Origin of the sequence: Cytobacillus sp. FSL W8-0315 (genome assembly GCF_038002905.1) — a bacterium.
In the GTDB taxonomy this organism is placed as follows: domain Bacteria; phylum Bacillota; class Bacilli; order Bacillales; family Cytobacillaceae; genus Cytobacillus; species Cytobacillus pseudoceanisediminis.
Genome location: NZ_JBBOOC010000001.1, coordinates 3,835,735 through 3,861,824, shown reverse-complemented (window position 1 = coordinate 3,861,824; position 26,090 = coordinate 3,835,735). Strand labels below are relative to the sequence as shown.

25 protein-coding genes, 1 pseudogene and 1 riboswitch are annotated in these 26,090 nt (G+C 39.5%); of the genes and pseudogenes, 17 read left to right on the top strand and 9 right to left on the bottom strand.

Annotated features, from left to right (window positions below; translation table 11 throughout):
- Positions 1–24: 24 nt before the first annotated feature.
- The gene (locus tag MKY20_RS19685; RefSeq protein WP_019381971.1) at positions 25–528 is read right to left on the bottom strand and encodes a GNAT family N-acetyltransferase; all 504 of its coding nucleotides are present in this window, start codon (positions 526–528) and stop codon (positions 25–27) included.
- 232 nt (positions 529–760) lie between these two features.
- Here MKY20_RS19685 and MKY20_RS19680 point away from each other — a divergent pair, with 232 nt between their 5' ends.
- From MKY20_RS19680 to MKY20_RS19670, 3 genes are all read left to right on the top strand, one after another.
- Entirely contained in the window at positions 761–1,291 is a 531-nt protein-coding gene (locus tag MKY20_RS19680; RefSeq protein WP_009330529.1) for a cell wall hydrolase, read from the top strand.
- A 126-nt stretch (positions 1,292–1,417) separates the two neighbouring features.
- On the top strand, positions 1,418–1,900 hold the full coding sequence (locus MKY20_RS19675) for an AraC family transcriptional regulator (RefSeq protein WP_009330528.1): 483 nt from the start codon (positions 1,418–1,420) through the stop codon (positions 1,898–1,900).
- Positions 1,901–2,006: 106 nt separating this feature from the next.
- Complete coding sequence (locus MKY20_RS19670) at positions 2,007–2,378, top strand: DUF5367 family protein (RefSeq protein ID WP_009330527.1); 372 nt, start codon at positions 2,007–2,009, stop codon at positions 2,376–2,378.
- 426 nt (positions 2,379–2,804) lie between these two features.
- Here the strand turns inward: MKY20_RS19670 and MKY20_RS28720 are convergent.
- Positions 2,805–3,000 (bottom strand): annotated as a pseudogene (locus MKY20_RS28720) (toxin C-terminal domain-containing protein); the annotation flags it as partial.
- A gap of 709 nt (positions 3,001–3,709) precedes the next feature.
- On the opposite strand from MKY20_RS28720, the gene MKY20_RS19660 reads away from it, so the two are divergent.
- The 7 genes from MKY20_RS19660 to MKY20_RS19630 all read left to right on the top strand — a co-directional run bounded on the left by MKY20_RS19660 (position 3,710) and on the right by MKY20_RS19630 (position 14,756).
- Positions 3,710–4,885 carry a styrene monooxygenase/indole monooxygenase family protein gene (locus MKY20_RS19660; protein ID WP_071156522.1) on the top strand — a complete coding sequence of 392 codons (1,176 nt, stop codon included), beginning with the start codon at positions 3,710–3,712 and terminating at the stop codon, positions 4,883–4,885.
- 839 nt (positions 4,886–5,724) lie between these two features.
- Positions 5,725–6,798, top strand: coding sequence for a Wadjet anti-phage system protein JetD domain-containing protein (locus MKY20_RS19655; RefSeq protein WP_157380158.1), 1,074 nt, complete (start codon positions 5,725–5,727; stop codon positions 6,796–6,798).
- Positions 6,789–8,300 (top strand): hypothetical protein, encoded by a 1,512-nt coding sequence (locus MKY20_RS19650; protein ID WP_226280715.1) that lies wholly within the window; start codon positions 6,789–6,791, stop codon positions 8,298–8,300. Before MKY20_RS19655 ends, MKY20_RS19650 begins: the two co-directional genes overlap by 10 nt.
- Positions 8,300–9,046: a DUF6063 family protein gene (locus tag MKY20_RS19645; protein ID WP_034295673.1), complete on the top strand. Its 747-nt coding sequence runs from the start codon at positions 8,300–8,302 to the stop codon at positions 9,044–9,046. The genes MKY20_RS19650 and MKY20_RS19645 overlap by 1 nt, the downstream gene beginning before the upstream one ends.
- Positions 9,024–13,484: a hypothetical protein gene (locus MKY20_RS19640; RefSeq protein ID WP_256814666.1), complete on the top strand. Its 4,461-nt coding sequence runs from the start codon at positions 9,024–9,026 to the stop codon at positions 13,482–13,484. Before MKY20_RS19645 ends, MKY20_RS19640 begins: the two co-directional genes overlap by 23 nt.
- 73 nt (positions 13,485–13,557) lie before the next feature.
- Positions 13,558–13,664: riboswitch (SAM riboswitch) on the top strand.
- 105 nt (positions 13,665–13,769) lie between these two features.
- On the top strand, positions 13,770–14,348 hold the full coding sequence (locus MKY20_RS19635) for an O-methyltransferase (RefSeq protein ID WP_009330520.1): 579 nt from the start codon (positions 13,770–13,772) through the stop codon (positions 14,346–14,348).
- A gap of 24 nt (positions 14,349–14,372) precedes the next feature.
- Positions 14,373–14,756 carry a PH domain-containing protein gene (locus tag MKY20_RS19630; protein ID WP_009330519.1) on the top strand — a complete coding sequence of 128 codons (384 nt, stop codon included), beginning with the start codon at positions 14,373–14,375 and terminating at the stop codon, positions 14,754–14,756.
- Positions 14,757–14,790: 34 nt separating this feature from the next.
- Here MKY20_RS19630 and pdxR read toward each other — a convergent pair whose 3' ends face one another.
- Complete coding sequence (gene pdxR / locus MKY20_RS19625) at positions 14,791–16,167, bottom strand: MocR-like pyridoxine biosynthesis transcription factor PdxR (protein ID WP_050807782.1); 1,377 nt, start codon at positions 16,165–16,167, stop codon at positions 14,791–14,793.
- 92 nt (positions 16,168–16,259) lie between these two features.
- On the opposite strand from pdxR, the gene MKY20_RS19620 reads away from it, so the two are divergent.
- Positions 16,260–16,832, top strand: coding sequence for a GNAT family N-acetyltransferase (locus MKY20_RS19620; RefSeq protein WP_009330517.1), 573 nt, complete (start codon positions 16,260–16,262; stop codon positions 16,830–16,832).
- Positions 16,833–16,900: 68 nt separating this feature from the next.
- Positions 16,901–18,091 (top strand): aminotransferase-like domain-containing protein, encoded by a 1,191-nt coding sequence (locus MKY20_RS19615; RefSeq protein ID WP_341002559.1) that lies wholly within the window; start codon positions 16,901–16,903, stop codon positions 18,089–18,091.
- Positions 18,092–18,218: 127 nt separating this feature from the next.
- Here the strand turns inward: MKY20_RS19615 and MKY20_RS19610 are convergent, their stop codons facing one another.
- The 3 genes from MKY20_RS19610 to MKY20_RS19600 are packed head-to-tail and all read right to left on the bottom strand — an operon-like array spanning position 18,219 to position 19,278.
- On the bottom strand, positions 18,219–18,500 hold the full coding sequence (locus tag MKY20_RS19610; protein ID WP_217025221.1) for a hypothetical protein: 282 nt from the start codon (positions 18,498–18,500) through the stop codon (positions 18,219–18,221).
- Positions 18,501–18,510: 10 nt separating this feature from the next.
- Positions 18,511–18,900 carry an SHOCT-like domain-containing protein gene (locus MKY20_RS19605; RefSeq protein WP_019381985.1) on the bottom strand — a complete coding sequence of 130 codons (390 nt, stop codon included), beginning with the start codon at positions 18,898–18,900 and terminating at the stop codon, positions 18,511–18,513.
- 12 nt (positions 18,901–18,912) lie between these two features.
- On the bottom strand, positions 18,913–19,278 hold the full coding sequence (locus tag MKY20_RS19600) for a DUF2089 domain-containing protein (protein WP_009330513.1): 366 nt from the start codon (positions 19,276–19,278) through the stop codon (positions 18,913–18,915).
- Between the two features lie 228 nt (positions 19,279–19,506).
- Here MKY20_RS19600 and MKY20_RS19595 point away from each other — a divergent pair, with 228 nt between their 5' ends.
- Entirely contained in the window at positions 19,507–19,956 is a 450-nt protein-coding gene (locus MKY20_RS19595) for a GNAT family N-acetyltransferase (RefSeq protein ID WP_009330512.1), read from the top strand.
- A gap of 143 nt (positions 19,957–20,099) precedes the next feature.
- Positions 20,100–20,276: a hypothetical protein gene (locus tag MKY20_RS19590; RefSeq protein WP_019381986.1), complete on the top strand. Its 177-nt coding sequence runs from the start codon at positions 20,100–20,102 to the stop codon at positions 20,274–20,276.
- Between the two features lie 115 nt (positions 20,277–20,391).
- On the opposite strand, the gene guaC is transcribed toward MKY20_RS19590, so the two are convergent.
- Positions 20,392–21,381, bottom strand: a complete 990-nt coding sequence (guaC, locus tag MKY20_RS19585) for a GMP reductase (RefSeq protein ID WP_009330510.1) — start codon at positions 21,379–21,381, stop codon at positions 20,392–20,394.
- A 347-nt stretch (positions 21,382–21,728) separates the two neighbouring features.
- The gene (locus MKY20_RS19580) at positions 21,729–22,127 is read right to left on the bottom strand and encodes a nuclear transport factor 2 family protein (protein ID WP_009330509.1); all 399 of its coding nucleotides are present in this window, start codon (positions 22,125–22,127) and stop codon (positions 21,729–21,731) included.
- Between the two features lie 138 nt (positions 22,128–22,265).
- Between MKY20_RS19580 and MKY20_RS19575 the strand changes: the two genes are divergently transcribed.
- Both MKY20_RS19575 and MKY20_RS19570 read left to right on the top strand, forming a co-directional pair.
- Positions 22,266–22,718: an SRPBCC family protein gene (locus tag MKY20_RS19575; RefSeq protein ID WP_251266612.1), complete on the top strand. Its 453-nt coding sequence runs from the start codon at positions 22,266–22,268 to the stop codon at positions 22,716–22,718.
- Positions 22,719–22,805: 87 nt separating this feature from the next.
- On the top strand, positions 22,806–23,456 hold the full coding sequence (locus tag MKY20_RS19570; protein WP_217025214.1) for a YdeI/OmpD-associated family protein: 651 nt from the start codon (positions 22,806–22,808) through the stop codon (positions 23,454–23,456).
- Positions 23,457–23,510: 54 nt separating this feature from the next.
- Here the strand turns inward: MKY20_RS19570 and MKY20_RS19565 are convergent, their stop codons facing one another.
- Positions 23,511–23,837: a hypothetical protein gene (locus MKY20_RS19565; RefSeq protein WP_019381989.1), complete on the bottom strand. Its 327-nt coding sequence runs from the start codon at positions 23,835–23,837 to the stop codon at positions 23,511–23,513.
- Positions 23,838–24,359: 522 nt separating this feature from the next.
- On the opposite strand from MKY20_RS19565, the gene MKY20_RS19560 reads away from it, so the two are divergent.
- Positions 24,360–26,027 carry a M4 family metallopeptidase gene (locus tag MKY20_RS19560; protein ID WP_341002546.1) on the top strand — a complete coding sequence of 556 codons (1,668 nt, stop codon included), beginning with the start codon at positions 24,360–24,362 and terminating at the stop codon, positions 26,025–26,027.
- The last annotated feature ends 63 nt before the right edge of the window (positions 26,028–26,090 follow it).

The following is a 26,090-nucleotide window of genomic DNA, read 5'->3' as shown; positions in this document are numbered from 1 at the left end:
GGATAGAAAAAATACTCCAAGAACTTATTTTTCGGATGCAAACAATTTAAGCTTTTCCTTATCCAAAATAATCGTTCCTTCATATTTCATCCCGATTTTTTCAAGCAGCCCGGAGGAAGCCTGATTTTCCAAGGAAGTGATGGCAAGGATCCGTTTCAGATCCTGCTCCTCATGACCATATTTCAATGTAGCAGAAGCTGACTCGAACCCATAACCTTGCGTTTGATATGTTGATAAAAAAGCAAAGCCAATATCAACATTATCTAAAGTATCCCGTTTTATCAATCCGCACATTCCAATAGGAATGCTTCCTTCCTTTCGTTCAACCATAAAAAGGCCAAAGCCCATCTGGGAGTACATTTTCATGGGGCCGGAAACAATATAATTCTTAGCATCCTCGAGGGTACGTACACCTTTATCTCCAATAAAACGAATCCATGAAGGCTCATTTAAAAGTTCAAGAATAAAGGCTGCATCATCTGGTGTTAACCAGCGAAGAATTAATCGATCTGTTTCAAGTACTTTCAATTAAAGTAACACCTCTTTCAATTCTTTATACCTGTTTAACTGATTCGTAAAATTATTTTTTTCAGTCATGCTATAACAAATTATAAGTTAAGTTATTACATGAGCAAATTAAAAATTCCATTTTCTAGATTGGTAATTCTCCCATAGATTCACTAATGAGTTATCCCTGTAAACCTGTTAGCCTTGTAAGTGGCCTGTTTTTGCCTAAAAACTACAAACAGGAGGTTTACAAATGAAAAATTTAGTAACGTTTGTTGCTGCCATTTCACTCATTATGGGTTCATATAGCGTGTTTCCTGCTGATCATTTCGATGCTGAGACAGTGGGTCAAAAAGCCGCAGAAACACTGACATATAAAAAAGTAGAGGTTGATGCGAAGGAGTCATCATTAACGGATCATCGCTTCATCAAAGAGGAAGAAAAAAAACTGCTTGCCCGACTTGTACAGGCTGAAGCAAAAGGGGAGCCGTTTGAAGGGAAAGTTGCGGTTGCTGACGTAGTGCTGAATCGTGTCGAGCATGAACAATTCCCGGATACAGTCAAGGATGTTATTTATCAAAAGAATGCTTTTGAACCTGTTCAAAATGGTTCCATCAATGAGCCGGCAAGTAATGAAGCAGTTCAGGCCGTTGAGACAGCTCTTGTTGATAAGGAGCAAAACGAAGAGCTCCTATATTTTTATAACCCTGAAACAGCTACAAGCCAGTGGATCTATTCACGTCAAGTTGTGAAAAAAATCGGCAATCATGCTTTTGCTATATAAAAGCGCGTACAGTCATAAAAGCTGCGCGCTTTTTTTATTGGCAATAAAAAATCAAAGTGAGGAGGAAATTTAAGAAAGGCAGCGAAATTTTTTTGAGGTAAATACTTCCATGAAGGAGATGTGAAAATGAATATCATTGTAATGGAATTACCACAAACTGAAGTTGCATTTATCAGGCGTACCGGAAGTTATTTTGAACTGCAGGATCATTGGGGAGATTTGATTAGCTGGGCAAACACCAATGGGCTGATGCCGCCGAAGCAATCTTTTATCGGCATTTCATTGGATAATCCTGAACTGGTGGAAAGCAAGGATTGCCGCCACGATGCCTGTGTTACCATTCCTGAGGGTTTTGATAAAGAAAAACATCAAAAAGTGAAATTTAGAAAGCTGCCTGGCGGAAATTATGCTCTGTATCGTTTCTATGATATCCCTGATAAATTGAATGGTGCCTATCAATACATGTTTGGGGAATGGCTGCCAAATAGCGAATATGAACCGGATTACGATCGGCACAACCTTGAGTTTAATTTGAATAATCCCGCTGAAGATGAAGAGGGGAAATGTAAGGTTGATTTATATGTACCAGTCAGAAAAAGAATTTCCTGATGCAGGGTAACACCCGAAGGATCTTTACATAAAATTCACCAATTATTAGCAGGAGGTAAACGATTTCCAGCGAATAATAAAGCACATCTTGCAGGAGGTGTATTTTATGATTAACATTGCATGGGGCTTTTTATTATGGATGTCAGCAACTATATTATTCCGTTTATTTGGACAAACTTTTTTAATTCCTGGACAGGTATTTTTAGTGCTCTCGATTTTTATTCTGGCGATTCCTTTGATTATAATTGCAACCTATCCTTACTATTATTTTAGGGAAATTCCAGAAACAGAACGTTTAAAGGCAGCTGTGCAAATTGCTCTCCCAGGAATGCTGCTGGATATATTAAGCATTATTTATTTTGCAAAAGTGTTTCCGAATTTAACTAATGATTCTCTTCCTTTATTCGCTTCCTGGCTGCTTTGGGCGTACAGTCTGATATTAATAACTGGATTTTCAATAAAAAATAATAACAAATGATATGTGAGGTCCTTGATAAAAAGGGGCTAAAATTTGGAGATCTTTTTAGTTACAAATCATTGATCTTTTCTCATGATATTATGAAGAACGGTAATCACATACGTTTGTTTTTAAAAAGCGCGGACAGCATAGGCTCCGCGTTTTTTGTTAGCAAAAAAATACTAAATTTAATTTTTAAAATTAGATATTTTGAATTTAAAATTTCCGGCATGACGTTAATCAATATCTAAGTCCGCTTTTCCATTTTTATCATAATATCTTCGCTGCTTTACACCTTTACTATCTTTTAAATCTTTAGATGATAATGGCTTCCCTGTTTTATCTAAGGAGGATTTAGTTGATGTCGACTGCGTTGAGTGATTTGATGCCTAGAACCATCTTTCTTTGCCTTTTCATATGCTTTTTCTGCAAAATACGCAGCAACTTTTCAATATCATAGGTGCCTGACCTAGTCTTTTTACTTCCGGGGTTTTTGATTGTGGTTGGGTCCTTCCACGCTCCCCCTATATGAGCATCTTTACTACTAAATACCTTTTCCCATTAAATAAATCCTAGCTCCGTGTGAGTATTGACCTTTTACTTCGGAATAAACTAATTCTTTAGCAACAGCCTTGGCAGCAGATTCATTCATCTATAAGAAGTTTGGTTTAAAGTTGTTTTTCCATATTTATTGCAGCCTTTAATATCTGTTTAGCGATAAAAGCTAGGATTAGGCTGTTGTGTACCTTTCCTAAGAAGCAAACATATTGTTAGAGATAAACTCGATAAGTCACGAAGAGACTCACTAATGTTTGTTTTCATGGATTAAGCTTAGCAGACGAAATGCTCCTGGAGTTTAATCTATTCTTTGCAGACTCCACAAGCTTTCTTAATGCAAGAAAGAGGGAAGGGGGTAACAAAATAAATCTTCCAAATGGCGAGCGGATCAATGCTCCTGAATCAATGTCCACACTAAATATAATCAAACAAAATATACTGTTCTTATTAGGACTTGAAGAAATAAAAAACAGGCAGCCATCGTTTACAGAACTGATAGTGGCATAAATACCATTTAAGCTAATCTTTTGATCAGCTGTTGATTTAAAATAAAGTTCGATAATCTATAAAAAAGATTGGTTAAAATTCCTGTATTGATATACAGGAATTTTTTATTCTGCAATCGGGCCAGATTGCGGAAAAAGCGATCGTTGACTTAGACATCATAAATCTGGAAATTAAATAAATCGTCGCATTTACATCACTCTGTGTTTTATTTAGACTATAAAAGTCAGAAAATTAACAATGCTATTATACTATCTTTACGGCTACCAAATAACAAAGGGGAGAGAATCTTGAGAAAGAAAATATGTATTATAGGCAGTGGCACAGCAGGTTTACAGCTGGCTTATTCTCTTAAAGAAGAATTTGATGTGACTGTAATTCACTCAAACTCTTCGGATAAGATCCGAAATGGACGAATTTTGTCTACCCAAGTACACTTTGGATCAACAAGAACCCGTGAAAATCGCTTTAAAATGCCAAAGTGGGAAGATAAAACTCTTCTCAAAAGTATCCATATGACAATTGGTAATCAAAAACTATTTGTTGGAAAGCTAAAAGAGCCAGCATTATCTGTTGACCAGCGTTTCTACTTTTCACACTGTTTGAAGGATCTTGAAAGCAAGGGTGTCTCTTTTCGACTTTTAAGAGTAAATAAACAACGGGTAGAAAGTTTGGTAGATGAGTTTGATTTAATAATTGATTGTACTGGAAAATCGGGCCCTCTCTTTTCATTTCCTATTGAAAAGGAGTTTTCTCCCTTCCAAGTGCCTCAACGAAAATGCATCGTTGGTTATTTTTTGGGGGTGAAGCCAGTTCATCCTCTTGGTATAAGCGTAACAGTTCTGCCTGAAATAGGTGAAATGTTTGAGATTCCTGCAATCACAGAACAAGGGCCTGTTACTATATTGTTCATTATGGCAATTCCAGACAGAGAGTTAGATGTATTTAAAGAAATTAAGCACGAAAAAGAATTTACAAATCAAATGAAAAATGTAACAAAAAAATATTTCCAAGATATCCATGAACGTATCGAACAAGATATCTTTGCTCTTTCCGATGAAAATGGCTTCCTCAAGGTTGCCATTAAGCCTGTAATTAGAAAACCTTACGTAACGTTTAAAAACAAACTAATAGTTGGTTGTGGAGATAGTGTTTTTCTTAATGATCCGATTACTGGCCAAGGCTGTAATCTTTCTTCCCATTGTGCTGAACAATTGTATGAGACTTTGATTCAATATAGAAATTCAAAATGGGACATCCAACTTGGAGAGACATATTGGAATCGTACAAAAACATTTGTAAAAGAAGTAACAGCATGGACAAATGCAATGACTCAGGTACTGCCTGAGCATGTTGTTCAAACCCTGTTATCGGGAGCAGAAAATCAAAAGATCGCAGATGAAGTTGCAGAATGGTTTGCAAATCCACGAAAAGCTTATGAAGCTTTTTTTCAACCACTACATTAAGAACAGAACAAAATAAAAAACCTAATTTCTTTTTGAGGATATGGCAGCTCCCATTTCTACTAATAATCCCAAAATGAAGAAAGAACCAGGCTATTATAAATAGCTGGTTCAATACATGAAGGAAAAAAAGGTATATTAAATATCTATATCCAACTGTTGGAAACGGACATTTCCTTAGATCTCCCTTATAATTACCGACATAAGAACGGATTGGTAGCCATACTTTTTATGACTATAAAATATTTAAAACCCTACGAACAACCCTTGATGTCCTTGCATAACTACCATCTTCAGTAGAAAACAGCGTGAGTGGTGGAAATTCTTCGATTTGGCGATATATGAATCTATCAAAGAAGAGGGTGCCGGATTATCTGTAGATCTAAATCGGTTAATTGATGAAATTTACATACACCCAAACGCTCCAAAATGGTTTTTTCAAGCAGTTCAGGGATTTCTAACGAAATATAATATTAATAAACCTATAAAACAATCAACTTTGTATGCTGGACCTAGTATGGTCTGTTGAGTGAAACTACATTTCGTAAAAATTGTTTTTTACGATAAAATAGCATTCAAAAAGACACTATTTCAAACCTTAGTAAAATGTGCTAAAGACTATCTTTATAAGTTGTCCTCTTCGTCTCTTCCAAACTCAAATAGGATTACCAAAAAGGTGCATGCCCTCTGTTAATTTATACGTTAACAAGTGTGGGGCAAGCACCTAATTACTACCATCCATTTTAAAATCCAATTACCATCAATTCCTCAACTAGTTTATAATAAAAATGATGTCCTCATGGATAATAGTGGTCTCTATTGACCCCAAGATGTTTAAGAAGGTGAAAAAAATCAACATCATCGAAACAAGGGTGAGAAGTTTCATTGAAGATATTCAGCACCCGAAGCAAAAGAAGAAGTTAAACATAAACGATTTAGAATTTCAGCTGCGAAAATTGCTGGATGATTATTACGAAATGGATGGTTATTCGCTGTTTTATGAAGCCATTCAATCATTGCAAGATGAAGGGCAGCTGACTCCTATACATAATAATCAACACAATGGGAAAACACCGTCTTTGCCTTTATATTACTGGGTTAATGTGAAGGCTCAAGCCGACAAATGGGACCGGCTCGGGATGATGAAGCTGAGTGATCTGTTTGATTTTTCATTTTATGAAAGGCACCCGGAATGGCAGACGAAAGAGGAATGGAGCCGTATTCAGAGTTTATATGGTTTTCTCCAATCCAGCGGTGAACGGGAAGTCGTTTCACTAGAAGAACGAAGCCTGGAGCTGTTCGGCCATGAAGAATTCCTGCATGACGGGGTCAGTTTTCCTGATGGAAAAGGCTTTTTAGCCCGAATTGGCGTATCTGAAGAGCAGCTGAAAGTAGTGAAATACGGGGAGCCTTTTGTATTTTGGATGAAGCAGGGAAAAGAAATCAAAGATATTCAGAGAGTGCTGATTGTCGAGAAACTATCATTCTTTCATACTTCCATTCAATTATTGGAAAGTGATCTGCTTGATTATGAGCCGGAACTCATCATTTATGGGGAAGGCACTAAAATTGAACGGAGCTTTTCGTTTTTCTTTAAAATTTTTCCGGCTAAATCGTATCTCCTCTACTATGCAGGAGATCTTGATGCGGCAGGATACGGGATCATGACCCGGCTGATTGAAAAATACCCGGATTGCTGCATTCAGCCTGCATTAAAGATTTATCGTAAAATGCTTGAATGTCTGGATCAAAGAAATGAACAGAAATCTGGCCAGCTTCAAAATCTTAAATACCGAGATGCGTTCTTCAGGTGGTTTACGGAAGAAGAGCAGGAACTCTTAATGCAATTATGGCAGGAAAAAAAACGGATTCCTCAGGAAGTCTTAACAATTGAAACATGGAGGAGATGGATGTGAACGAATCATGGGAAGGATTCGCCCAGCGGATGCAGCGATTGAACCCGCTGTTTGAGCTTGGGAGAGGAATGGAAGTCGGAGAGCTGAAGCCTCATATCCAAACGATTCTGATGCAGGTGCTCCTTACCATTTTTTATCGGGAATTGAATGATGATGATCATCGGAGAAAATCGGATATTAAGTATATGGTCGAAGATTCAATTAAGCAAATGAAGCTTTTGGCCGATGAGAAGCAGGTTGAACGGATCACAAGCGGGCTTCTGTATCAGGGGAAAGAAGAGTACAGCAGACCTTTTGAAGCCCTATATTACGATGAAATCAGGCAATCATGGGAGACTCAGGTTTTCCGCTATGTGACGATGGATGAATTATATACGAACCTGGAGATAGGCGGATCCATTGTCTACAAGCTCACCGATGTCTCACAGGAGATGATTTTCATGAGCAGGGAAATGGCAGAGGAATTCTCGATCACCATTGAACAGCTTTATAGTATGCAGCTGATAAAAAACGGTAATTTCCGCAAAGCTACTCGAAACCTCGATCACCTCATTTCACGGGTTAACCGCTTAATGGCAAAAGAATTTTCCTTTCAAAAAGAAATGATCAATAATCCCAAAATCTTATTGATGGAAGAAGAAATGCAAAGGGCTGATAACCGTGCGGAAATTGAAAAGCAGTTCGAAGAAGAGAAGAATCACTTCCGCACCATCAGCAGCATGATTGAGAAAACGAAACGAAGAAATGAGGAAGATGATCTTATTCAAAAAGAATTGATCCTTCTCCAGGAAAAGATCGGCCATACAAGGCAGCTGCATGACCGTTTCGCAAAGCTTGTGATTCAAAATATCTCTTATGAAATGAAGCTGAAAGCGGAAAACCCATCCCTGTTTTGGGAAACGAGCCTTGTTTCATTCAGGGAACATATTTATGAGAACTGGTTCATGAAAGAAGGGTTTTCTTCATTCGATAGAGTTGAAAAAGTATTAGGTCCTTTATTTTCGCCAAGGAATGAATTTATCTTACCTTTGGACTGGATTTGGGGAGAGCAGGAATTTGATGAAAAGCAGCTGACAGAGGTAATGGAGGAAGAAGCGCAAGAGGAAAGCATTATCCATCAGAGGGTAACGAACTGGGATTCTGTCATCAAGGCCTGGAGCTATGTGTTTCAATATTTGCAGACATACGGAGAGTTTTCCTTGGCTGATTTAACGACATTGCCGCTCGAAGTCCAGGATTTATGGTTTGAAGAATCGGAAACGATTGATTTATGGATGATGTTTGATAAAAAACCGCTGAAGGTTCAGGTGCTGCATCGGAAAGAAGAGTCATTAAGTGATGAACGGGAGATTCTCCTCTATAAACTGATGCAGGAATACCCGCAATTCCAGGTGTTTGAAGGCTTGAAAATTTATACCGAATTTGATCATCGGGCTGAACCCTTCCTCTGGTATCAAATGAAAATCACTCCGTTTAAAATTTGTGTACAGGAGGAGAAATGATGAGTGCAGATAGTATCAAGAAAGCATCAGCGGTTTATTTTACGCTTTTAAAAGACAAAGTCATCGACGAAAACAGCGAGCACTTTCAGGCGTATTTCGATCCTGATGTAAGACAGACGGTACTTTTATTGGCAGACGAATCCGGCACCTTTATCATTGAATCGCCAAAACGGATTCAGCTCGTCGTGCAGCCGACCGGCTCTGTTTTTGCTACAAATTTTACTCATATGAAGGATAGGCATAAGCAGGTTGAAACGAAGAAACATTTTCACCTGATGAGCGTAGTCATTATGGCATTCCTGGCAAGCATCGACCGCAGCCAGGCGGCTAAAATCCGTACGAAGCGTGAAGGGATTAGCTTCTATACCCTGGAACGGCAAGTCAATGATGTCATCATGAATTGGGATAGCATACTTAAGGTAAAGCAGGATTTTGGAGAAGAGGAAAAAATTGATATGAAGGATGTTGTGACAACATGGAAATACATGGAGGTCGACACCGATGATTATGGATCTAAGAAAGCCAATCGCCGGACGCGTATCGGTTTGATTGCAAGCAGTATGCGTCTTTTGGAGACAGAAGGACTTATCGTCATTCTCGATCGGGAGGATATTCCAAAGGCGATTCCGAAACAGGAATTATTTGAGCGGATTGAATATTTGTATCATGATTATGACCGTTATGAAATGTTCAAGGAATTAATGACGACAGAGGAGGATCAGCATGCCGAAAATCCATCGAATTAGAATTGCCGGCCTGAAATATGATGGCATGCAAAAGCAATACAAGGATACAACATTTAACTTCCATAATGAAGATACCTCCACAAATGGCCTTATTTCCATGATGAATGGAGGAGGGAAAGGGGTTTTCCTGCAGACCATTTTCCAGATTCTTAAGCCAGGAACTTCTTGGGGAAAGCAGAATAATCGCTATTATCAGCAATTCTTTTTTAATAATAAAGAGCAATTCATTCCTTATACCTTTCATGTTCTTATGCAATGGGAGCTCGACGGGGCTGATTGCAGGCATTTGGTGACGGGCGGAATGTTTTCAGCAGAACAGCGGATTTCCATGAACGAAGAAGGCGGAGAAGCCAAAACACTTGAACAGGAAGCAAAAATTGTCCCGAATATTACGTTTTATACAAGGGAGTTTGAACGGAAAGAAGAAGCATCCCTTGAACATATTCCGCTCTATGAAGATGGTGAACTGGCTGATACGGAAGGCCTGAAGGATTATTTAAAATGGAATGGCTATGATGTCTACCGCGATACAAAGAAGCACTACCGCATCCTTGATACATACGGCATTAACCGCAAAGACTGGGATATTATGAAAGACATTAACAAGGATGAAGGCGGCGTTGGAAAGTTTTTTGAAGGCGCTGAGGATGATCATTCCCTGTTCCAAAAGCGGATTATTCCTACAGTCAGTCAGATCCTGCACCGAACGGAGCATCAGAAGAACGATCTGGTGGAGATTTTTAAGAGTCAGGCAAGTATTGCAAAGGACCTGCCTGTTTTGCTCAAAAGAGAGCAGGCTCATAAAGAGTTCCTGGAAGATATTATTCCATTTGAAGAGAGTCTGGCAAAGGGCATCAAGCATAAAGAAATTGTTGAAGACAGCATTAAGGTCGGGAGACAGCTGCTTGGTGCTTTGGAGCATTTGAAGAAAACGGAAGAAGAAACACTCATTGAGCTGGAAAAGGAAATCGAAAAATTAACGGGCAAGCAAGTGGAACTGCGCTTTCAGAAAGATAACCTTGAGTATGCAAAAGCTCACCGGGAAGTGCTGGATTGGGAGAAGAAACTAGGGGAAGAACAGAAGAAGCATACGATCCTGCAGGAAACGGTGAAAGAAAAGCAGGAGCGAAAAGATGAGCTGGCTTTTCACCTTTTATTGAAAGAATGGCATGAAGGGGAACAGAGCATCCGCGCTCTTTCCCAGCAGATTGTGAAGCTTGAGCAAAACAGCGGCCTGGAGCAAGTGAATCAAAGAATGGATGAAATCAAAAAAGAAGCGGCACAGCATTGGGAAAAATCCGCCGCAGCTATTAGGGAAGCCGTTCAGCATTATTCCGGATATCAGAAGTTTTTAAAGAAGAAAACAAACGAACTGTCAAAGCAGGATAAACAAAAGACCCGGGAGATTGCCCAGCTTCGTACGGAAATTGATTTTCTTTATACTAAAATTCATGAATTTGAATCAAAAGAAGAACAACTTATCAAAGAATTCGGTGATCGCTTAACCTATGATTTACAGGGATTTATCGAAAATCTTAACAAGCAGATAGAATCCAAAAAAGAGGCTCTCGAAGATTTACAGGCAAAAGAGAAACAATCAAATGAAAAGCAAAATCAGCTAGCATCTGCGCATGGTACGCTTGCTCAATCCATTCAGTTTTCTGAAGAGAAGTGTAAAGAGTTAAAGATGAAAAGTGAAGAGATGCATCGAAAAGAAGCGAAGCTGTACGATAAGCTGCAAGTTGTGCTTGACGATGTCTCAGCGCAGTTCACGAATGCTCTTTTATCCAAATATGCCCAGCAGGTGGAAGAGCTCCTCGTTCAAAATCGTGAGCAAGGGGAAGAAATAAAGAAAGCGCTCTGGGAAACGCAGCTGGATTTTGCTTTGAATGATGAGCATTTCTGGATTGCGAATAATGATGTGAAGGAACTGAAGGAATGGATTGATGAGAAAACAGGGATAGATGTGTTCTACGGCTCACAATTTCTGCAATCTTTAAAACCGGATGAAATGGCTAGCCACATGCTCACTCATCCGCTCCTGCCCTACGGCTTAGTGGTCAGCAGGCCGCAATGGGAAAAAGTGAATAAACAGGTCCTTGCAGGAAGAATGTTTAAGAGCCCTGTCCCGATTTTTATGAGGGAAGAAATGGCGGGCGAAAATCAGCAAAATACGTTTGTGATGATCACCGGTACGGAGAAGGAACTTCTGACAAATAAAAATCAGTTCACGAACTGGAAAATTAAGATTGCCAAAGAAATAGAAGAAAAAAAAGATGCACTTCTAGAAATGGAACAAACAGAGAGTTCTCTCCGCCGCATTTTAAAAGAAATCGACCGTTTCCTTTCCAATGACCTTGCCGGTGATATTGAAAGAGCGCTGCTTCAGGAAAAAGAAGCCCTGCTTTCCAAGAAAAACGAATTACAGGCCATCATCGTTCAGGAGGAAAAAGAAAAAGAACGGCAGCTGGGACTTAGAGATCAGCTTGAAAAGACGAAGGAAAAGATTGAAAATCTATCTAAAGATGTGGAGTCTCTGGAAAGCTTTAATCGTGAAAAGTCGCTGCACCTTGAAAATAAACGGGTAAAGCAGGAAAAAGAGAAACAAAAGGAAGCTTTCGAAAGTGTACAGAAAGAGCTTGCAAACGAGCATCAGACCATCATTGATCTGCAGGAAAAGTGGAGCCAAACGTACTTGGAATGGAAGCTATCAGCTGAGCAAAATATTAAGGAGATTAGCTTCTTTATTGATGGTGCGGTTTTTCCAGCCGCTGAGAAAGCAGAAGCTTCTGAAGAGGTTCCGCGATTATCATCGCATATGCTGGAAGAAATCATTGGAAGCATTGAGGAGCTTAAACAGCTGCAAAAATCAAAAGAAGAACAAGCCAGTGAATTGCTGGCGATCCAGGCGACAAGAGAATCGGAGCAAAAACAGCAAAAGAAGCTGGAGAAAAAACTTCATGCTCTTAACGAAGAGTGGAAGGATGCGTCTGTACCGGATGAACCTATGAGTATTTTGGAAAAGATGGTTCAAACAGCTGCAAAGGAAACAAAGGCAGCAGAGAAAGAAGAGCGAGAGCAGGGAACAACTGTAACAGTTGCTGACACTTCTTTAAAGCATGCGAAGGCGCAGCGTGATAAGACTGTTAAAAAAGTGGCCAAGCATGATAAACAGCCTGAAGAATGGGAAGAACTTGATCTGGAAGTGAAGACGGTTGAGATTACAGACCAGACCAAACAGACGAATGCAGAAATTAAGAAAACGGAAGAGCGCAAAAAAGAGACGGAGCAAAACATTGCTGAATTTGAAAACAATCAATTGCATCTATCCGTAATCCTTAAAGAGGAAGCAGCAGCTTTTACGGATGAAGATATTGAAAAAATAAAGAGCCAGGGAAAGCAAAGCATCATTTCCTGGAGTGAAAAACATCAGGGTATCCAGGATGAAGGCCAGGAGAAGCACGCAAAAATTGAACAATCCCTGCGCAATTTAAAACTCAATATTGAAGGCAAGGATTGGGAGATCCGCTTTAAGAATGAAGTCTTAACTACGCTTGATCATATGGATACAAGGCATTACGCACATATTCAAAGTGTTGTCCAAAACATGAAGCGCTTCTCACAGAGCGGCTTAGAGCAGCTGGAACGCGATAAAGAACGGGCAGAAAAGGCGCAAAACTTCTGGGCAAGCCGTGCGAGTATGAAGGTGATGAGTATTTCGGAAGCGATTCGCTCGATGATTGCGAAAATGAAGCTGAAGAATGAACGAGGGTCTTTCCCGCTCGTCCAGCTCAAAGAAGACATCCTGCCTAAAAAAGCGGAAGATATTGAACCTTTACTGAAACAGCATTTTGTTTCGGCCATTAACAAAATTACGAAACGATTCGAGATGATTGATGACCATAATCTGGAGCTGGATCAGGAAATCAAACAGCTCATCAGTGATGAGCAGATTTTATTTGTCTCCCTCAGGAATCGTTACCCGGAACTGCTGGTATATAATATGCGTACTGATAATGCCTTCATGTATGGAAAACCGCAGCGTGAGCATTATTCAACCTGGCAGACGATCAACCAGGGTTCAAAGACTAAATCGGATGGCAGCGGCGGCCAAAAGTTATCTGCCCGCATGGTCATGATGATGATGCTTCTTTCGGTTAAGAGTGAAACTGATCAAAGCTGGGTTCCGTTAGTCTGTGATAATCCGTTCGGACAAGCGGCTTCTGCCCATGTGCTTGACCCGATTTTCGCTGTAGCTGATAAGCTGAAGTTTCAATTCATCGTCGTTACTCCGCCTGAGTTGGTAAAAACAGAGATCAGCCAGAGGTTTGATGCGTACTATAAATTGGATTTCATCCGGGAAAAAGGGAAAGAGATTGTGTCGGATACGATTGTACCGGCATTTCGAATTTATCAGGGAGAGGAAGCAGTTCATTAGATTAAAAGAATTAAAGTATTGCCATCTTGCAAAAAATATGCAATACTTGGTTGAAAATAATATTTTATACAAATTCTTATCCAGAGAGGTGGAGGGACTGGCCCTGCGAAGCCTCAGCAACCCCTGATTATGTCAGGAAGGTGCTAATTCCAACAGAGTTGACGCTCTGGGAGATAAGAGGTCGTTTTTGATAATAAAGGCCTCTTATAAAGAGGCCTTTTTTTGATGTTCTTTTTAGGTTGATCTCGGTTTAGATAATAACGAAGAAAGAGGAGGAAAAACAAAATGGAAAACAGTGTTATACAGGTACCGGAAGCATATTCGAGAATATTACAGGATTCTGATGTGCTGGGTTTCGGGCAATCATGTGATCGAAAAACAGGGTTTTTACTAAAGGGGCTGGCTGCCTCCAAACCAGGAGGAAGCTTTTTGGAGCTGGGCACAGGTACGGGGGCATCTGCTTCCTGGATCATAGATGGGATGGATGAAAGCAGTAAGCTAACGACCGTTGACATAGATTCGACAGTTCAATCCATCGCGAAAAAAAACCTCGGGTATGACAGCAGAATTACATTTTGCTGTGAGGACGGAGCAGCTTTTATTCAAAACCTGTCGGAAAGGTTCGATTTTATTTTTGCAGATACGTGGCCAGGGAAATTTGAGCTTCTGGACAAAACCCTGGATCATTTAAATATCGGCGGTTTTTATGTGATTCATGATGTGTTTCCGCAGCAGAAATTGCCTGAAGAATTTCGGATCAAAGCCACTAAACTCCTGAAAACACTGCAGGACAGACCTGACCTGGACATTACAGAATTGGATTGGTCTACTGGGCTGATACTGGCAGTGAAGACAGCGGTTTGATAGTTTATTAAGGGGGGACGTTCCATGAGTAGCGTTAAAAATCAGGTTAAACATGTATTGTATGAAGGTGAAACCATTATTGAATGTCTAAGCTGTTCATTAGTGGCTCATTTCTGTTTAGCACCGCATCCAGGCTTCTTTGCGGCAACAAACAAAAGACTGCTGTTTTATGGAATTCCTGCATCAGGAACAACCAAGGATTTAGTTGAAGAATTTGCGTATATCAATTTAACTTCCATTGAAGAAAAAAGGGGAATCACCGGCAGGCATATTCATATGTACTATAACCAGGACTTGTATAAATTTCAGCAAATCCAGGGGATGAATATGTTTGATTTTATGGCAGCGGTTAAGGAAAAGATGTGTATGTTTGCTGCTTCGGCAAAAGAGCGTTATCCCGTAGGATAAACGCCCTTTTAAATTGTGGAATTTATAGCTTAGCTTAGTTGCTCAGACAACTTTTCCATGATTTAGTGATTAACTGGACTCCTCTCTCAATCTCGTCCATCGAGGGTGCGCCATATCCAATCATCACATGATGGTTTGGCTTGTGCAGCTGATACATAGGCGAAACAGCATCGATTTCAACACCTGCCGACTTTGCCAGTTCAATTGCTTTCGCTTCAGTCAATCCTTCGGGTAATTTCACGATGATATGCAAGCCCGCTGTATCTCCAATGATGTCAAAGTGGTCTCCTAAGTGTTTTGACAGGCTTTCTATTAAACAGCTCCGCTTGGATCGATATAACGTTCTCATTTTTGCTATATGAGATGTATAAAGTCCTTCTTCCATAAATTTTGCAGCAGCCTGCTGATCGATTCTTGAAACATTCGTCTTTTGGTAAGCATTAAATTTTTCAAAGTCTTGCTGCAGAGATACTGGCATAATCAGATAGCTGATCCGAAGTGATGGCAGCAATGTTTTTGAAAAGGTGCCAAAGTACAGTACCCGCCCGGTTGAATCCAAATGGGACAATGCCGGGATTGGTGCCCCTTTGTAGCGGAATTCAGAATCATAGTCATCCTCGATAATATAAGCGTCCTGTTTGATTGCCCAATTTAACAGCTCAATCCTTCTGGCAATAGACATAATTGTACCGGTAGGGTATTGATGAGCAGGTGTCGTATACAATAATTTTATTGGCTCTTCAGCATCAGGCACACAGCATCCATCCTCATCCACAGAAATCGGATAACAAGGCAGCTGTAATTGATCAAAAACAGATCTTGCCCGAATAAAACCTGGATCTTCAATCCCGATGGCTTTCCGCTTAAAAAACAAACAGACATTTAACAGCTGCGGCTGAAATCCGCTGAATAGATACACTTGTTCCGGCTGACAGGCTAGCCCTCTAGCTTGCTGAAGGTATTGTGCAATTTGAACACGCAAAGAATATTCACCCTGCCACGGGCCATTGCTGGCATTGGATTCCTTAAGCTCTTTTCGATAAAGTCTATTCCATTGTTTGTAAGGAAATGCAGAGGCATCTATCTGCCCATTTTTAAAATTAATGAGAAACTCTTGCTGATCTCTTTTCTCCAGGCCCATTGTATTAATCTGACTATAATGCATTTCATCCTGAATTTCAGAAACAAAATAGCCTTTGCGTTCTGCTGAATAACAGTACCCTTCACTCTGCAATTGTTCGTAAGCCATCTGAACAGTTATGATGCTTACGTTTAATTGTTCAGCCAGCCTCCGCTTTGCAGGAAGTCTTGCATGAGCTGACAATTTTTTATCTAAAATCGCCAGCCGAATTTGTTCATAGATTTCTTTATACTTTATTCCATTTTCCGAAAGCAGAATTTGAAGCTCCATCAAATCATTCCCTGGTATTATATTAAAATTCATTTTTGGTTATTTTTATCATACCAGAAATCGGTTTTAATTGATTCAAGGAGAGTGATAGCATGCGAAAATTAGAAAACAATGTTGTGCAGTTAATTCCTATGGAACTTGATCATGTTGAAGGAATTTGTGAAGCAGCTCAGGATAAACGAATATGGGACCATATGTCTGTTGATTTAACTGAGAAAGGCCGGGTCATTCATTATGTCAAAGATGCCATACAAAGACGGGAGCAAGGCACCGATTTTGCTTTTGTCATTATCCATAAAAATACAGGGAAGATCATTGGCGCTACTTGGTTTCTCGATATTTCAGCCCAGCATAAACATCTAGAAATCGGCTCCACTTGGATGAACCCTATTTATTGGCGCACGAATTTCAATACAAACTGTAAATATTTGTTATTGAAATACTGTTTTGAAGAACTGTCACTTAATCGCGTCCAAATCAAAACCGGACATGAAAACATCCGATCACAGAAAGCGATAGAACGAATCGGTGCGGTAAAAGAAGGCATTCTTCGAAATCATATGATAAGAAAAGAAGGGACTATTCGTCATACTGTCCTGTATAGTGTCATAAAGGAAGATTGGGCAAAAGTAAAAAAACTTTTCCAGGAGCACTTGCTTATATAGTTTTTGTGGAGCATCTCAGGCAAGAAGTTTATAATGAATAATAAAACTGCTGGAAGGGTGTGGATACAATGAGTGCTGGTTCTTTTTTTCCTGATAATATCAAAGGGGCGCTTCAGAATACTCCCCCTGGGGAGTGGATTCCGGAGATTCCAGATAAGTGTATACGCCTGCATTGCGGCTATCCAGCTCCTGCCCTTATACCTGATGAAGAGGTAAAGGCAGCTGTTAACAGTTTATTAGAGGAAGAACATGATTTGCCGCTCCATTATATAGGAAGTCCCAAAATAATAAAACTCAAGGAACAGGTTTTAAAGAGGTTGAAAGAGCGGGGGGTATCTGTTACGGAAAAAGAGCTTTTGATCACTTCAGGTGCCTGTCAGGCGATCGATTTGATTGCCCGCATTCTCCTGGATGAGGAGTCAATCGTGGCAATAGAATCACCTACTTATATGGAGGCTTTAGAAATTTTCCAAAATTACACCAAACATATAATTAGTATTCCTGTAGACAAGCACGGACTTCAAACAGGTGTATTGGAAGAGATTCTAGAGGATAGGAAGCAAAAAGGGCTTACTCTGCCGCGTTTTCTTTATACAATCCCAACCTTTCAAAATCCTACAGGCACTACGATGACAGGAGAGCGCCGGCAGCATGTATTGGAGCTTGCCAAAACATATAATTTCCTAATAGTTGAGGATGATGCTTATGGGGAATTATCATTTAATAAAAGTTTCCCCACTTTAAAAGCAATGGATCAAAACTCTCAAGTTCTGCATGTTGGTTCCTTATCCAAGATAGTGGCCCCGGGCATGCGTATAGGATGGATAGCGGGAGCAAGTGAAATAATCCATGCATGCGCCTGGTTTAAAAAAGATCTGAACCATCCGTTTGCTCAAGCTGCCATGGCTGTTTATTTAGCAAACACAGATTTAAATAATAAACTAGTAACCATGAGAGATACATACCGGTCCAAATGCAATGTTCTGACCTCCGCACTGGAACAGTACTTTCCTGAATCAGCTTCCTGGTATGTGCCCGAAGGGGGGTACTTCGTGTGGATGAAAATTCCCGATGCCGATACATCGGAACTGCTGACACATGCCCTGGCAAAGGGGGTATCTTTTATTCCTGGCAAGTACTTTTTCAAAGATCAGGCAGACGGAACGGAATTTCTGCGCCTTTCCTTCAGTTATGCGGATGAGAAGGAAATAACTGAGGGGATTCGCAGGCTGGGAAAAGCCGCAGAGGCCTATCTTTAATGAAAATATTTCTATGGAACTTTTAAAAATGAAGAGGAATAAAGGAAACAAAGCCTAATTATCTTGGTATTGTAAGCCAGAAATTAGGCTTTTTCTTTAAATCCAGTCAGTGATAGATGTAAATAAATTATAGTCTTACCTGAACCTCAGAACCGTCCTTAGCTTTGACATCTACTATCACGAGCCCCTTTTGATTTTTCAGTTCCTTGACAATAGGCTTTAGCGCTTCTTTATCTATTAATGGAAATGTAAAGTCCAGTCTTTTTCTTTCGAAGTGCACTTTTGTCCATTTGTTTACATTTTGATGAAACAATTTTGAACAAAAAATGGAAATAGCAATGTTTAAAATTGCATATGGAATTGGGATGGTTAACCGAACATCTTTTGCTTTCACTTTTACATGCAGCATAATCAACTCACTAATCAATGATGACCGAAACGGTATCTCCGTTTGCCGATTTAATATCAACGATTTGGCCGTCTAATTCATTTTCGATTGCTTCGATAATAAGGCTTATGTCTATATCTTTAACGTATTTTTCTGACTGAGGGATACTCGCTGCGATGCTGTGTCCAGCCATTAATACTGCCTTAACAAGTTTTATTGGCAAATTGACCGTGACGTTATCATTTTCGGCGGATACAACACGGATTTTTAAAGTTTTATCTAAATATTTAGTTGTTTTTAATGCTGGCTTATTACCTGTTTCTTCTTTATCTTTTAATATTTGGATCAGTTCTGATCCCTTATCTGCATCAATCTTCCCTTCTTGAACCATTGTTAACACTCTCGTAATTTCTTCTTTCATGATAAATCCTCCCTATTCCTCTTTTAATAGCTTAATGGCTTCTTCTGGTGTGATTTCGCCATTTTCCAACATGGTGACAACTTTTTTCTCATCTGCTTCATTCTTCTTCTTCTGTACATATCCGAGGGATGATATGATGTCTGTTAGCTTGCCTCGAACCGTTGGATAGGATATCCCCAGTTCCTTTTCAACTTCTTTGATATTTCCTCTGCATGTTAAAAATACTTCCACAAAATGAAGCTGATCCTTTGATAATGATGCCAGTTTAGATAATTCAAACTCATTTTCAATCGTTGTGTGACAATGAGAGCACTGCAGCTTTGTAATTTTCAATGTTTTACTGCAAACAGGACAATCTGTGATTAATTTATAAGCCATAATGAAATTCCTTCCTTTTATTTGAATTGATTATATAATAATGAATCAAATAAATAAATAATTAAAATGAAAAAAATTAATAATTTTAATTAAAAATTTAAATTTATTGATTTTTTAGGTGAAATGCAGAGGTTTTGTGAAAATATCCTAATAAAGGGAAAATAAAATATTCATAGAAAGTAATCAGTGATGCATTTAAATATTTTCTAGCTGAAGGAGTGATTTTCAATGCATTTTCGAAATGCAGATGAAAAAGATTTACAAGCTATTGTCCGCTTGCTTGCCGATGATGAATTAGGAGCAAAGCGTGAGAGGTATGAAGACCCGCTGCCGGATTGTTATTATAAAGCATTTAAGGCAATAGAAGCACAGGCGGGAAATCAGATTATTTTGGCGATAGACGGTCAAGCTGTGATTGGCTGCCTTCAATTAACAATCATTCCTGGGCTGGCACGTCAAGGGATGAAACGAGCACAAATTGAAGGGGTGCGTGTTGATCAGCACTGCCGTGGTAAAGGGGTGGGGGAAGCCTTGTTTAAAGAAGCGATTGCCATAGCAAAGTCTGAGGAGTGTGGTCTTGTTCAATTGACGACTGATAAGGAGCGTGATGATGCACATCGTTTTTATCATAAGCTGGGGTTTATGGCGAGTCACGAAGGGATGAAACTAATCTTTTAATCCGGAACCTTATTACTTATTTAGTCGCGATTTTTGTACAAGATAGAATACTAGCTAAATACGGAAGAATCATTTTGAAGGAATACTGAATAATTTTTCGTCATATGGAGATTATATAGTTGAATTCAAAAAGGAGGAATGATGTGGAAACAAGCATGAGTGTTGAAGAAGTATTGACCGGGATCTCTGAACTGTTGGAAAAAGAAGGGCAGCCGCCCCGAAAGAAGCAAGTAAAAAAATCAAACCCAGAGTTAATGAAAAATGCATTGTATTATTTTCCGAGCTGGGAAAATGCAGTAGAGCAGTCTATAGGATCTTAACCTCAAAGTGTACATAATATGTGTTTGTTCAATTTAAAAGAGAATGCTGAGACCACAGAAGATGCCTTCCTTATGGGAAAAGGAAGGCATCTTCTGTGGTTTTATAAATTAGGGGTTAAAAAACCCTGTCACCATTAAAAATCGAATTTTTAACAATAACGTAATCGACATGGCGGATGGCATCCAGCCTGTTGCCGCCTGCATAAGAAATGGAGGACTGAAGATCCTGCTCCATTTCTTTCAGGGTATCTGCTAAAAATCCTTTGTGCTCTACTAAAATTCTTTTGCCTTCAACATTTCTCTTTTCGCCTTTTTGAAATTCAGAGGCTGAGCCAAAGTATTCTTTATAGAGCTTTCCGTCTTTCTCATTCTCGATGGTTTTTCCAGGAGATTCCTCATGTCCTGCAAATAAGGAACCAATCATCACCATTGTTGCACCAAATCGAATCGATTTAGCGATGTCACCATGGGTGCGAAGACCTCCATCAGCTATAATCGGCTTGCTTGCTGCCTTTGCACACCAGCGAAGTGCAGCTAACTGCCAGCCGCCCGTCCCAAATCCAGTTTTAATCTTTGTGATGCACACCTTGCCAGGTCCTATGCCAACTTTTGTAGCATCAGCTCCAGCATTCTCTAATTCTCTGACGGCTTCGGGGGTGCCGACGTTGCCGGCAATCACAAAGCTTTGAGGAAGGTATTTCTTAATATGCTGGATCATTTGGATGACAGCATTGGAATGGCCATGAGCTATATCAATGGTAATGTATTCGGGTGAAAGCTTTTCATCAGCAATCTGCTGTATAAATGCATATTCGCCTTCTTTGACCCCTACACTGATCGAAGAGTATAGCCCTCTCGCCTTCATGTCTTTTATAAAAGAAATTCGCTTCTCCGGTTCGAAACGATGCATGATATAGAAATACCCGTTCTCTGCTAAGTATATGGCAATTTTCTCATCTACAATCGTCTGCATATTAGCAGGCACCACCGGAAGCTTAAACGCACGTCCCCCCAGGAATGCCGTTGTATCACATTCAGATCGGCTATTGACGATACTTTTTGCGGGAATTAATTGAATATCTTCATAATCGAATACATTTTCCATAGTAATCCTCCTATTGAAAACAAAGCTGATACGCACATCCATTGCAAGGATAGGTTTTTCAGTTTCAATTGATCTTATACAAGCACCTATGGAAGCATCATTAAAAAAGAGCTTAGAAAATTCCTAAGCCCAATGGATAATAGGGGGTCGAATTGTGAGGTTTCGACCAATTTAATTTTATACAATTCAGAATGTAATTTCAACTAATTAAAGTGAAAACGCGTAAAAGTGATAATGTGCTAAAATTTTCAGCTGGGGTAAGCAAAAGGTTATAAGAGCATTGTCCGGCTCATAAATTATTGGATTCTTGGATGGGCACCTATTTTCTGGTAGTTCATAAAAATAGATTAAAACATGCCATTCTCATTAGGTGAGTCCTCAGGCACAGGCTGCCCAACATCCCAAAGCTCAGCCACTTGGCCACCTTGAAACCGGAAGATATGTACGACGGCTCCTCCGCGATCCTCTGGATTCTGCTTCACATGGGAATGAACCACGACGGTTTCATTCTCCTGGATTGCGAGTCTGACTTCAAGTATTTTGTCAGGGTTTTTCTCTGCATTCTCTTCCATCGCGAGCATGAGTGTATCTGCATCGCCTTTGAAATAGGGATTATGGTGAGTAAAACCAGGGCTGATGTAACACTGGTAGGCTTCGCGGACTTGGCCTGATGCCACGAGCTGCAGGAAAGATACTGCTTTTTCTTTCAGTGATAGGCTTGAAGTCGATTGCTGCTCCGCACTCATTTTCATTCATCCTTTCATATCACAGAAATTACTTAATTTAATAGAAGTATAAAATATACTAAAAGTAATGACAATTATATAATAAAATATTAGTGTGAAATGGAGATTCTTATTAGTTATTGAGAGGGGGCAGTTTGCTTGAGTATCCGTTTTGAAGTGAAAAGAACCATTCAGGTATCTGCACAAAAGGCCTACTACGGTTTAATTGATCTTGATTCGGCCAAGGACTGGATGCAAGGCCTAGTTGGAATAGAGCGGTTCGAAAGCGGGCCATTGAAGGTGGGGAGTCAGTGGAAAGAGACAAGGAAAATGTTTGGAAACGAGGCTACTGAACATTTTGAAGTTATTGATCTTGATGAGCCCTGCAAAATTGTCCTTCGCTGTGACGGGACCAAAGGGACAACAGGAAAAGGAGAATTTATATTTACCTACATAATCGAATCAGCAGGTGATGCTTCAGAGGTTACTTTAGTAGGTGAGATAAAGGGGCTTACTGGTTTGTCAAAGCTGTTTGGAAAGATGATAGCTGGTGCTTTTAAAAAAGCCTGTGCGAAAGATCTGGATTCCTTGAAAAGCTATTTAGAGAAGTGATGATTTTAGTAAAGTCGAACCGCAAAATTAAACACTGTTTTGAGATAAGTGTTCGGTCTAAAGACCAAAGTTAAAAAGGAGCAAGTTATGACAATCATAGATAAATTAAAGCTGAGCAAATATAAAAATATGGCTGTGCTAAATCAGCCAAGTGATTATGATATATTTAATGGATTTAAGACGGAATTATCAGGAGAGCATGATGCCATTTTCATTTTTGTTGAAACGATTGATGAAATGGTGAAGCATACTCAAACAGTTATCCATGAGGATCAGCTTCTTGATAAAGGATATTTATTTTTCGCTTACCCCAAAAAAGGGAACAAGCGGTATGATACCTTCGTTCACAGAGATGAGATTTTTCCAGCCATGAAAGTAGGCGAAGATGGATTTGTGGGGAATAGCGATGTGAAATTCTCACGGATGGTGAGTATGGATGATGTCTTTACTGTTGTTGGATTAAAACGGGAGAAAAAGAAAGAAAAAAAGTCATCCGCCCCGAGTCAATGTGTAGCTGATTACGAGGATAACGTGAAAGACATTGAAAAGCTATTAGAAAATTATCCAGATGAATTGAAATTTTATCTGGAATTAACCCCTGGCTATCAAAGGGATTGGGCCCGTTATGTCTTTTCTGTTAAGCAGCAGAAAACACGTGAGAAACGCGAAGCCCAGATGGTGGAGATTTTATCACAAGGGTATAAATCGGTGGATTTGTTTAGGCAGAAGAAGAAATAAGCAAGGTGCCTGCCCCAGACTTTTGTAATTTGGGGGCAGGCACATTGAAAAAAACTATAATTTAGTTAACTCATCTAAGAATACATCTAATTCCTCAACGGATAAAAATTTAAATGCATAACCATAGCAAATCGGTCCATTTCCTGTGTGTTCCCTTTTAGGGAATTCCCTGAGAGCAGTACTATGACTAAGACCTGTGGATTTTTCCTCCAGTTCCTTATTTCCTTCAACTTTTTTCGGGTTTAAAACGATCGTAATTTCTTTGTTTGGAAGTAGATAAATGACTTCACCGTTTACGATATTTCTAAATTCCACAGCTTTTGATGTTTCTTTCATTGTTTTGAATTTGTTTAAACCAAACGTATTATGTATGTTTCCCATATGATCTTTCCCCCTTTCGAAGTAATTAAATCCCTCAATACTTTTATAAGGTAAAATTTCATACCAACTATTGTTTAATAGATTAATAGGCATATCTTTTTTAGAAAAGGGTGCTGTCATCCAGCAATCCATTAATAGGATTTATCCTTTTCTTTTCTTAATGTTGTCGTATATTGCTTTTCACTGCGTTACCTCACCATTTCTTTGATGCAGCCAGGTTAACTTAGGTATGTACTGGTGATATGTACGTTTCGCTTCATGACTGAATATCTGCTGCAAACTGCCAACCTTATGCTTTTGAAGAGTAATAGAGAAACTGTTTGTAAATATATACTATCAGTGGTATAAGAGTCTGTGCAATAAATTAGTTGATGAGTTGAATTCTGTATTAAGATTCAATTTGGTAAATTTTCACTATTTAATCGACAAAATTCATAATATAAAAATAATTCGTATTATTCATTTAAATTATACTCTCCTATTCTATAATTTAGAGTATCTAAATAATAGGAGGTCAAAAGTTTGAAAAAAAAGCTGATTTTACCCGTATTACTGTCGTCCGCTCTACTGGCGGGGTCGATCCCTGTAAATGTTTTTGCCAAGCCGGCAGATTCAGCAAACGACCATCATCAACAAGCTTTAAAGGAGTGGAATGAGAATGCAAGTGTCCCATTGTTTGTTAAGGAGCGATCTGCAACAAAATTCTCTTCCAGCAGCCCTTCAAACGCGTTAAATTATTTGAAGAAAAATCAGGATAAAACAGGAATTAAAAATCCGGATAAAAACCTGAAATTGAAAAATGTTCAAAAGGATGAACTCGGAATGACTCACGTCCGCTTCAAACAGGCAGTTAATGGCGTGACTGTTGAAGGGGCTGAAGTGACTGTCCATTATAATGAGAAACATGAAGTAGTATCCGTTAATGGAAGAGTAAATCAGGCAATTGCCGATGATGCAGTGGACTCGTCTGTTTCCTTAAGCAATGATGCTGCAATAAAAGAAGCCTTATCCGCTGTCAGTGCTCCAAAAGAACTTACATATACCCCAACTTCCGAGCTTGTTGTCTATCCATTTGAAGGAAAGAATCATACAGCTTATAAAGTAAATGTGAACTTCATGGGGGAAGAGCCTGGGAACTGGTTTGTGTTTATTGATGCAAAGACAGGCCATGTTATTGATAAATACAATGGCATAATGCATGCTGAAGAAAACAAAACACAAAAAGGTTTTGGTAAAGGGGTACATGGTGACCACAGGGAGCTGCATATTACCCGAGTAAAGGAAGAGGCCTCAGGTACAAAGTTTGCCTTGGCAGATTATTCTCATGAAAATCTCGGTGGGATTCTTACCTATGATGCTAAAAATGATGGAAATTCTAGTAATGATACTCTTTATGTTGGGAATTCCGCTGCCTTTATTGGCGATTATGATCGTGCTGCTGTTGATGCCCATTATAATTCTGAAAAGGTCTATGATTATTTTCTAAATGAGCATGGCCGCAATTCCCTCGATGGGGAAGGAATGGCTATTAATTCGTATGTTCATTATGGCAGCAATTACAACAATGCATTCTGGAATGGGCGTTTTATGACCTATGGGGATGGAGATGGTGAATTCTTTATCCCATTATCAGCGGGACTTGATGTTGCGGCACATGAAATGACGCATGGTGTTATCTCCCATACTGCTAATCTGGCGTACCGGAATCAATCTGGTGCACTGAATGAATCATTTGCCGATGTCTTTGGTGTACTTGTTGATGATGAAGATTGGGAAATGGGTGAGGACATTATGGCCCCAAGCGCCAAAGCTGATGGTGTAACGAGATTGCGCAGCTTAAGTGATCCAAACAGTGTTGTAGTAAGTAACCCTCAAAGAGCAGCCTATGGAAGCGGAGTATATCCGGATCATATGGATGAGTTTTATAATATGCCGCTTAATGTGGACAATGGCGGTGTACATGTGAACTCCTCTATTACCAACCATGCTGCATACTTGATTGGTCAAGAACTTGGAAGGGAGAAATTAGGAAAAATTTACTACCGTGCTTTAACGGTTTACTTAACCTCAAATTCTGATTTTAGTGACGCGCGACAGGCAATCGTTCAGTCCGCCATTGATCTATATGGTGAAGGCAGCGTGGAAGAAGCAGCCGTTCATGCGGGATTTGATGCAGTGGGGATCAACTAAGTAAATACTTGGGGAGTCAGGCATTATTCAATTGAATAATGCCTTTCCTTTTACTTTTTTGGT

Coding starts and splice junctions, on each gene's coding strand:
- MKY20_RS19680 (WP_009330529.1), top strand. CDS start 761: ATGAAAAATTTAGTAACGTTTGTTGCTGCCATTTCACTCATTATGGGT.
- MKY20_RS19675 (WP_009330528.1), top strand. CDS start 1,418: ATGAATATCATTGTAATGGAATTACCACAAACTGAAGTTGCATTTATC.
- MKY20_RS19670 (WP_009330527.1), top strand. CDS start 2,007: ATGATTAACATTGCATGGGGCTTTTTATTATGGATGTCAGCAACTATA.
- MKY20_RS19650 (WP_226280715.1), top strand. CDS start 6,789: ATGGATGTGAACGAATCATGGGAAGGATTCGCCCAGCGGATGCAGCGA.
- MKY20_RS19645 (WP_034295673.1), top strand. CDS start 8,300: ATGAGTGCAGATAGTATCAAGAAAGCATCAGCGGTTTATTTTACGCTT.
- MKY20_RS19640 (WP_256814666.1), top strand. CDS start 9,024: ATGCCGAAAATCCATCGAATTAGAATTGCCGGCCTGAAATATGATGGC.
- MKY20_RS19635 (WP_009330520.1), top strand. CDS start 13,770: ATGGAAAACAGTGTTATACAGGTACCGGAAGCATATTCGAGAATATTA.
- MKY20_RS19630 (WP_009330519.1), top strand. CDS start 14,373: ATGAGTAGCGTTAAAAATCAGGTTAAACATGTATTGTATGAAGGTGAA.
- pdxR (WP_050807782.1), bottom strand. CDS start 16,167: ATGGAGCTTCAAATTCTGCTTTCGGAAAATGGAATAAAGTATAAAGAA.
- MKY20_RS19620 (WP_009330517.1), top strand. CDS start 16,260: ATGCGAAAATTAGAAAACAATGTTGTGCAGTTAATTCCTATGGAACTT.
- MKY20_RS19615 (WP_341002559.1), top strand. CDS start 16,901: ATGAGTGCTGGTTCTTTTTTTCCTGATAATATCAAAGGGGCGCTTCAG.
- MKY20_RS19610 (WP_217025221.1), bottom strand. CDS start 18,500: ATGCTGCATGTAAAAGTGAAAGCAAAAGATGTTCGGTTAACCATCCCA.
- MKY20_RS19605 (WP_019381985.1), bottom strand. CDS start 18,900: ATGAAAGAAGAAATTACGAGAGTGTTAACAATGGTTCAAGAAGGGAAG.
- MKY20_RS19600 (WP_009330513.1), bottom strand. CDS start 19,278: ATGGCTTATAAATTAATCACAGATTGTCCTGTTTGCAGTAAAACATTG.
- MKY20_RS19595 (WP_009330512.1), top strand. CDS start 19,507: ATGCATTTTCGAAATGCAGATGAAAAAGATTTACAAGCTATTGTCCGC.
- guaC (WP_009330510.1), bottom strand. CDS start 21,381: ATGGAAAATGTATTCGATTATGAAGATATTCAATTAATTCCCGCAAAA.
- MKY20_RS19580 (WP_009330509.1), bottom strand. CDS start 22,127: ATGAGTGCGGAGCAGCAATCGACTTCAAGCCTATCACTGAAAGAAAAA.
- MKY20_RS19570 (WP_217025214.1), top strand. CDS start 22,806: ATGACAATCATAGATAAATTAAAGCTGAGCAAATATAAAAATATGGCT.
- MKY20_RS19565 (WP_019381989.1), bottom strand. CDS start 23,837: ATGGGAAACATACATAATACGTTTGGTTTAAACAAATTCAAAACAATG.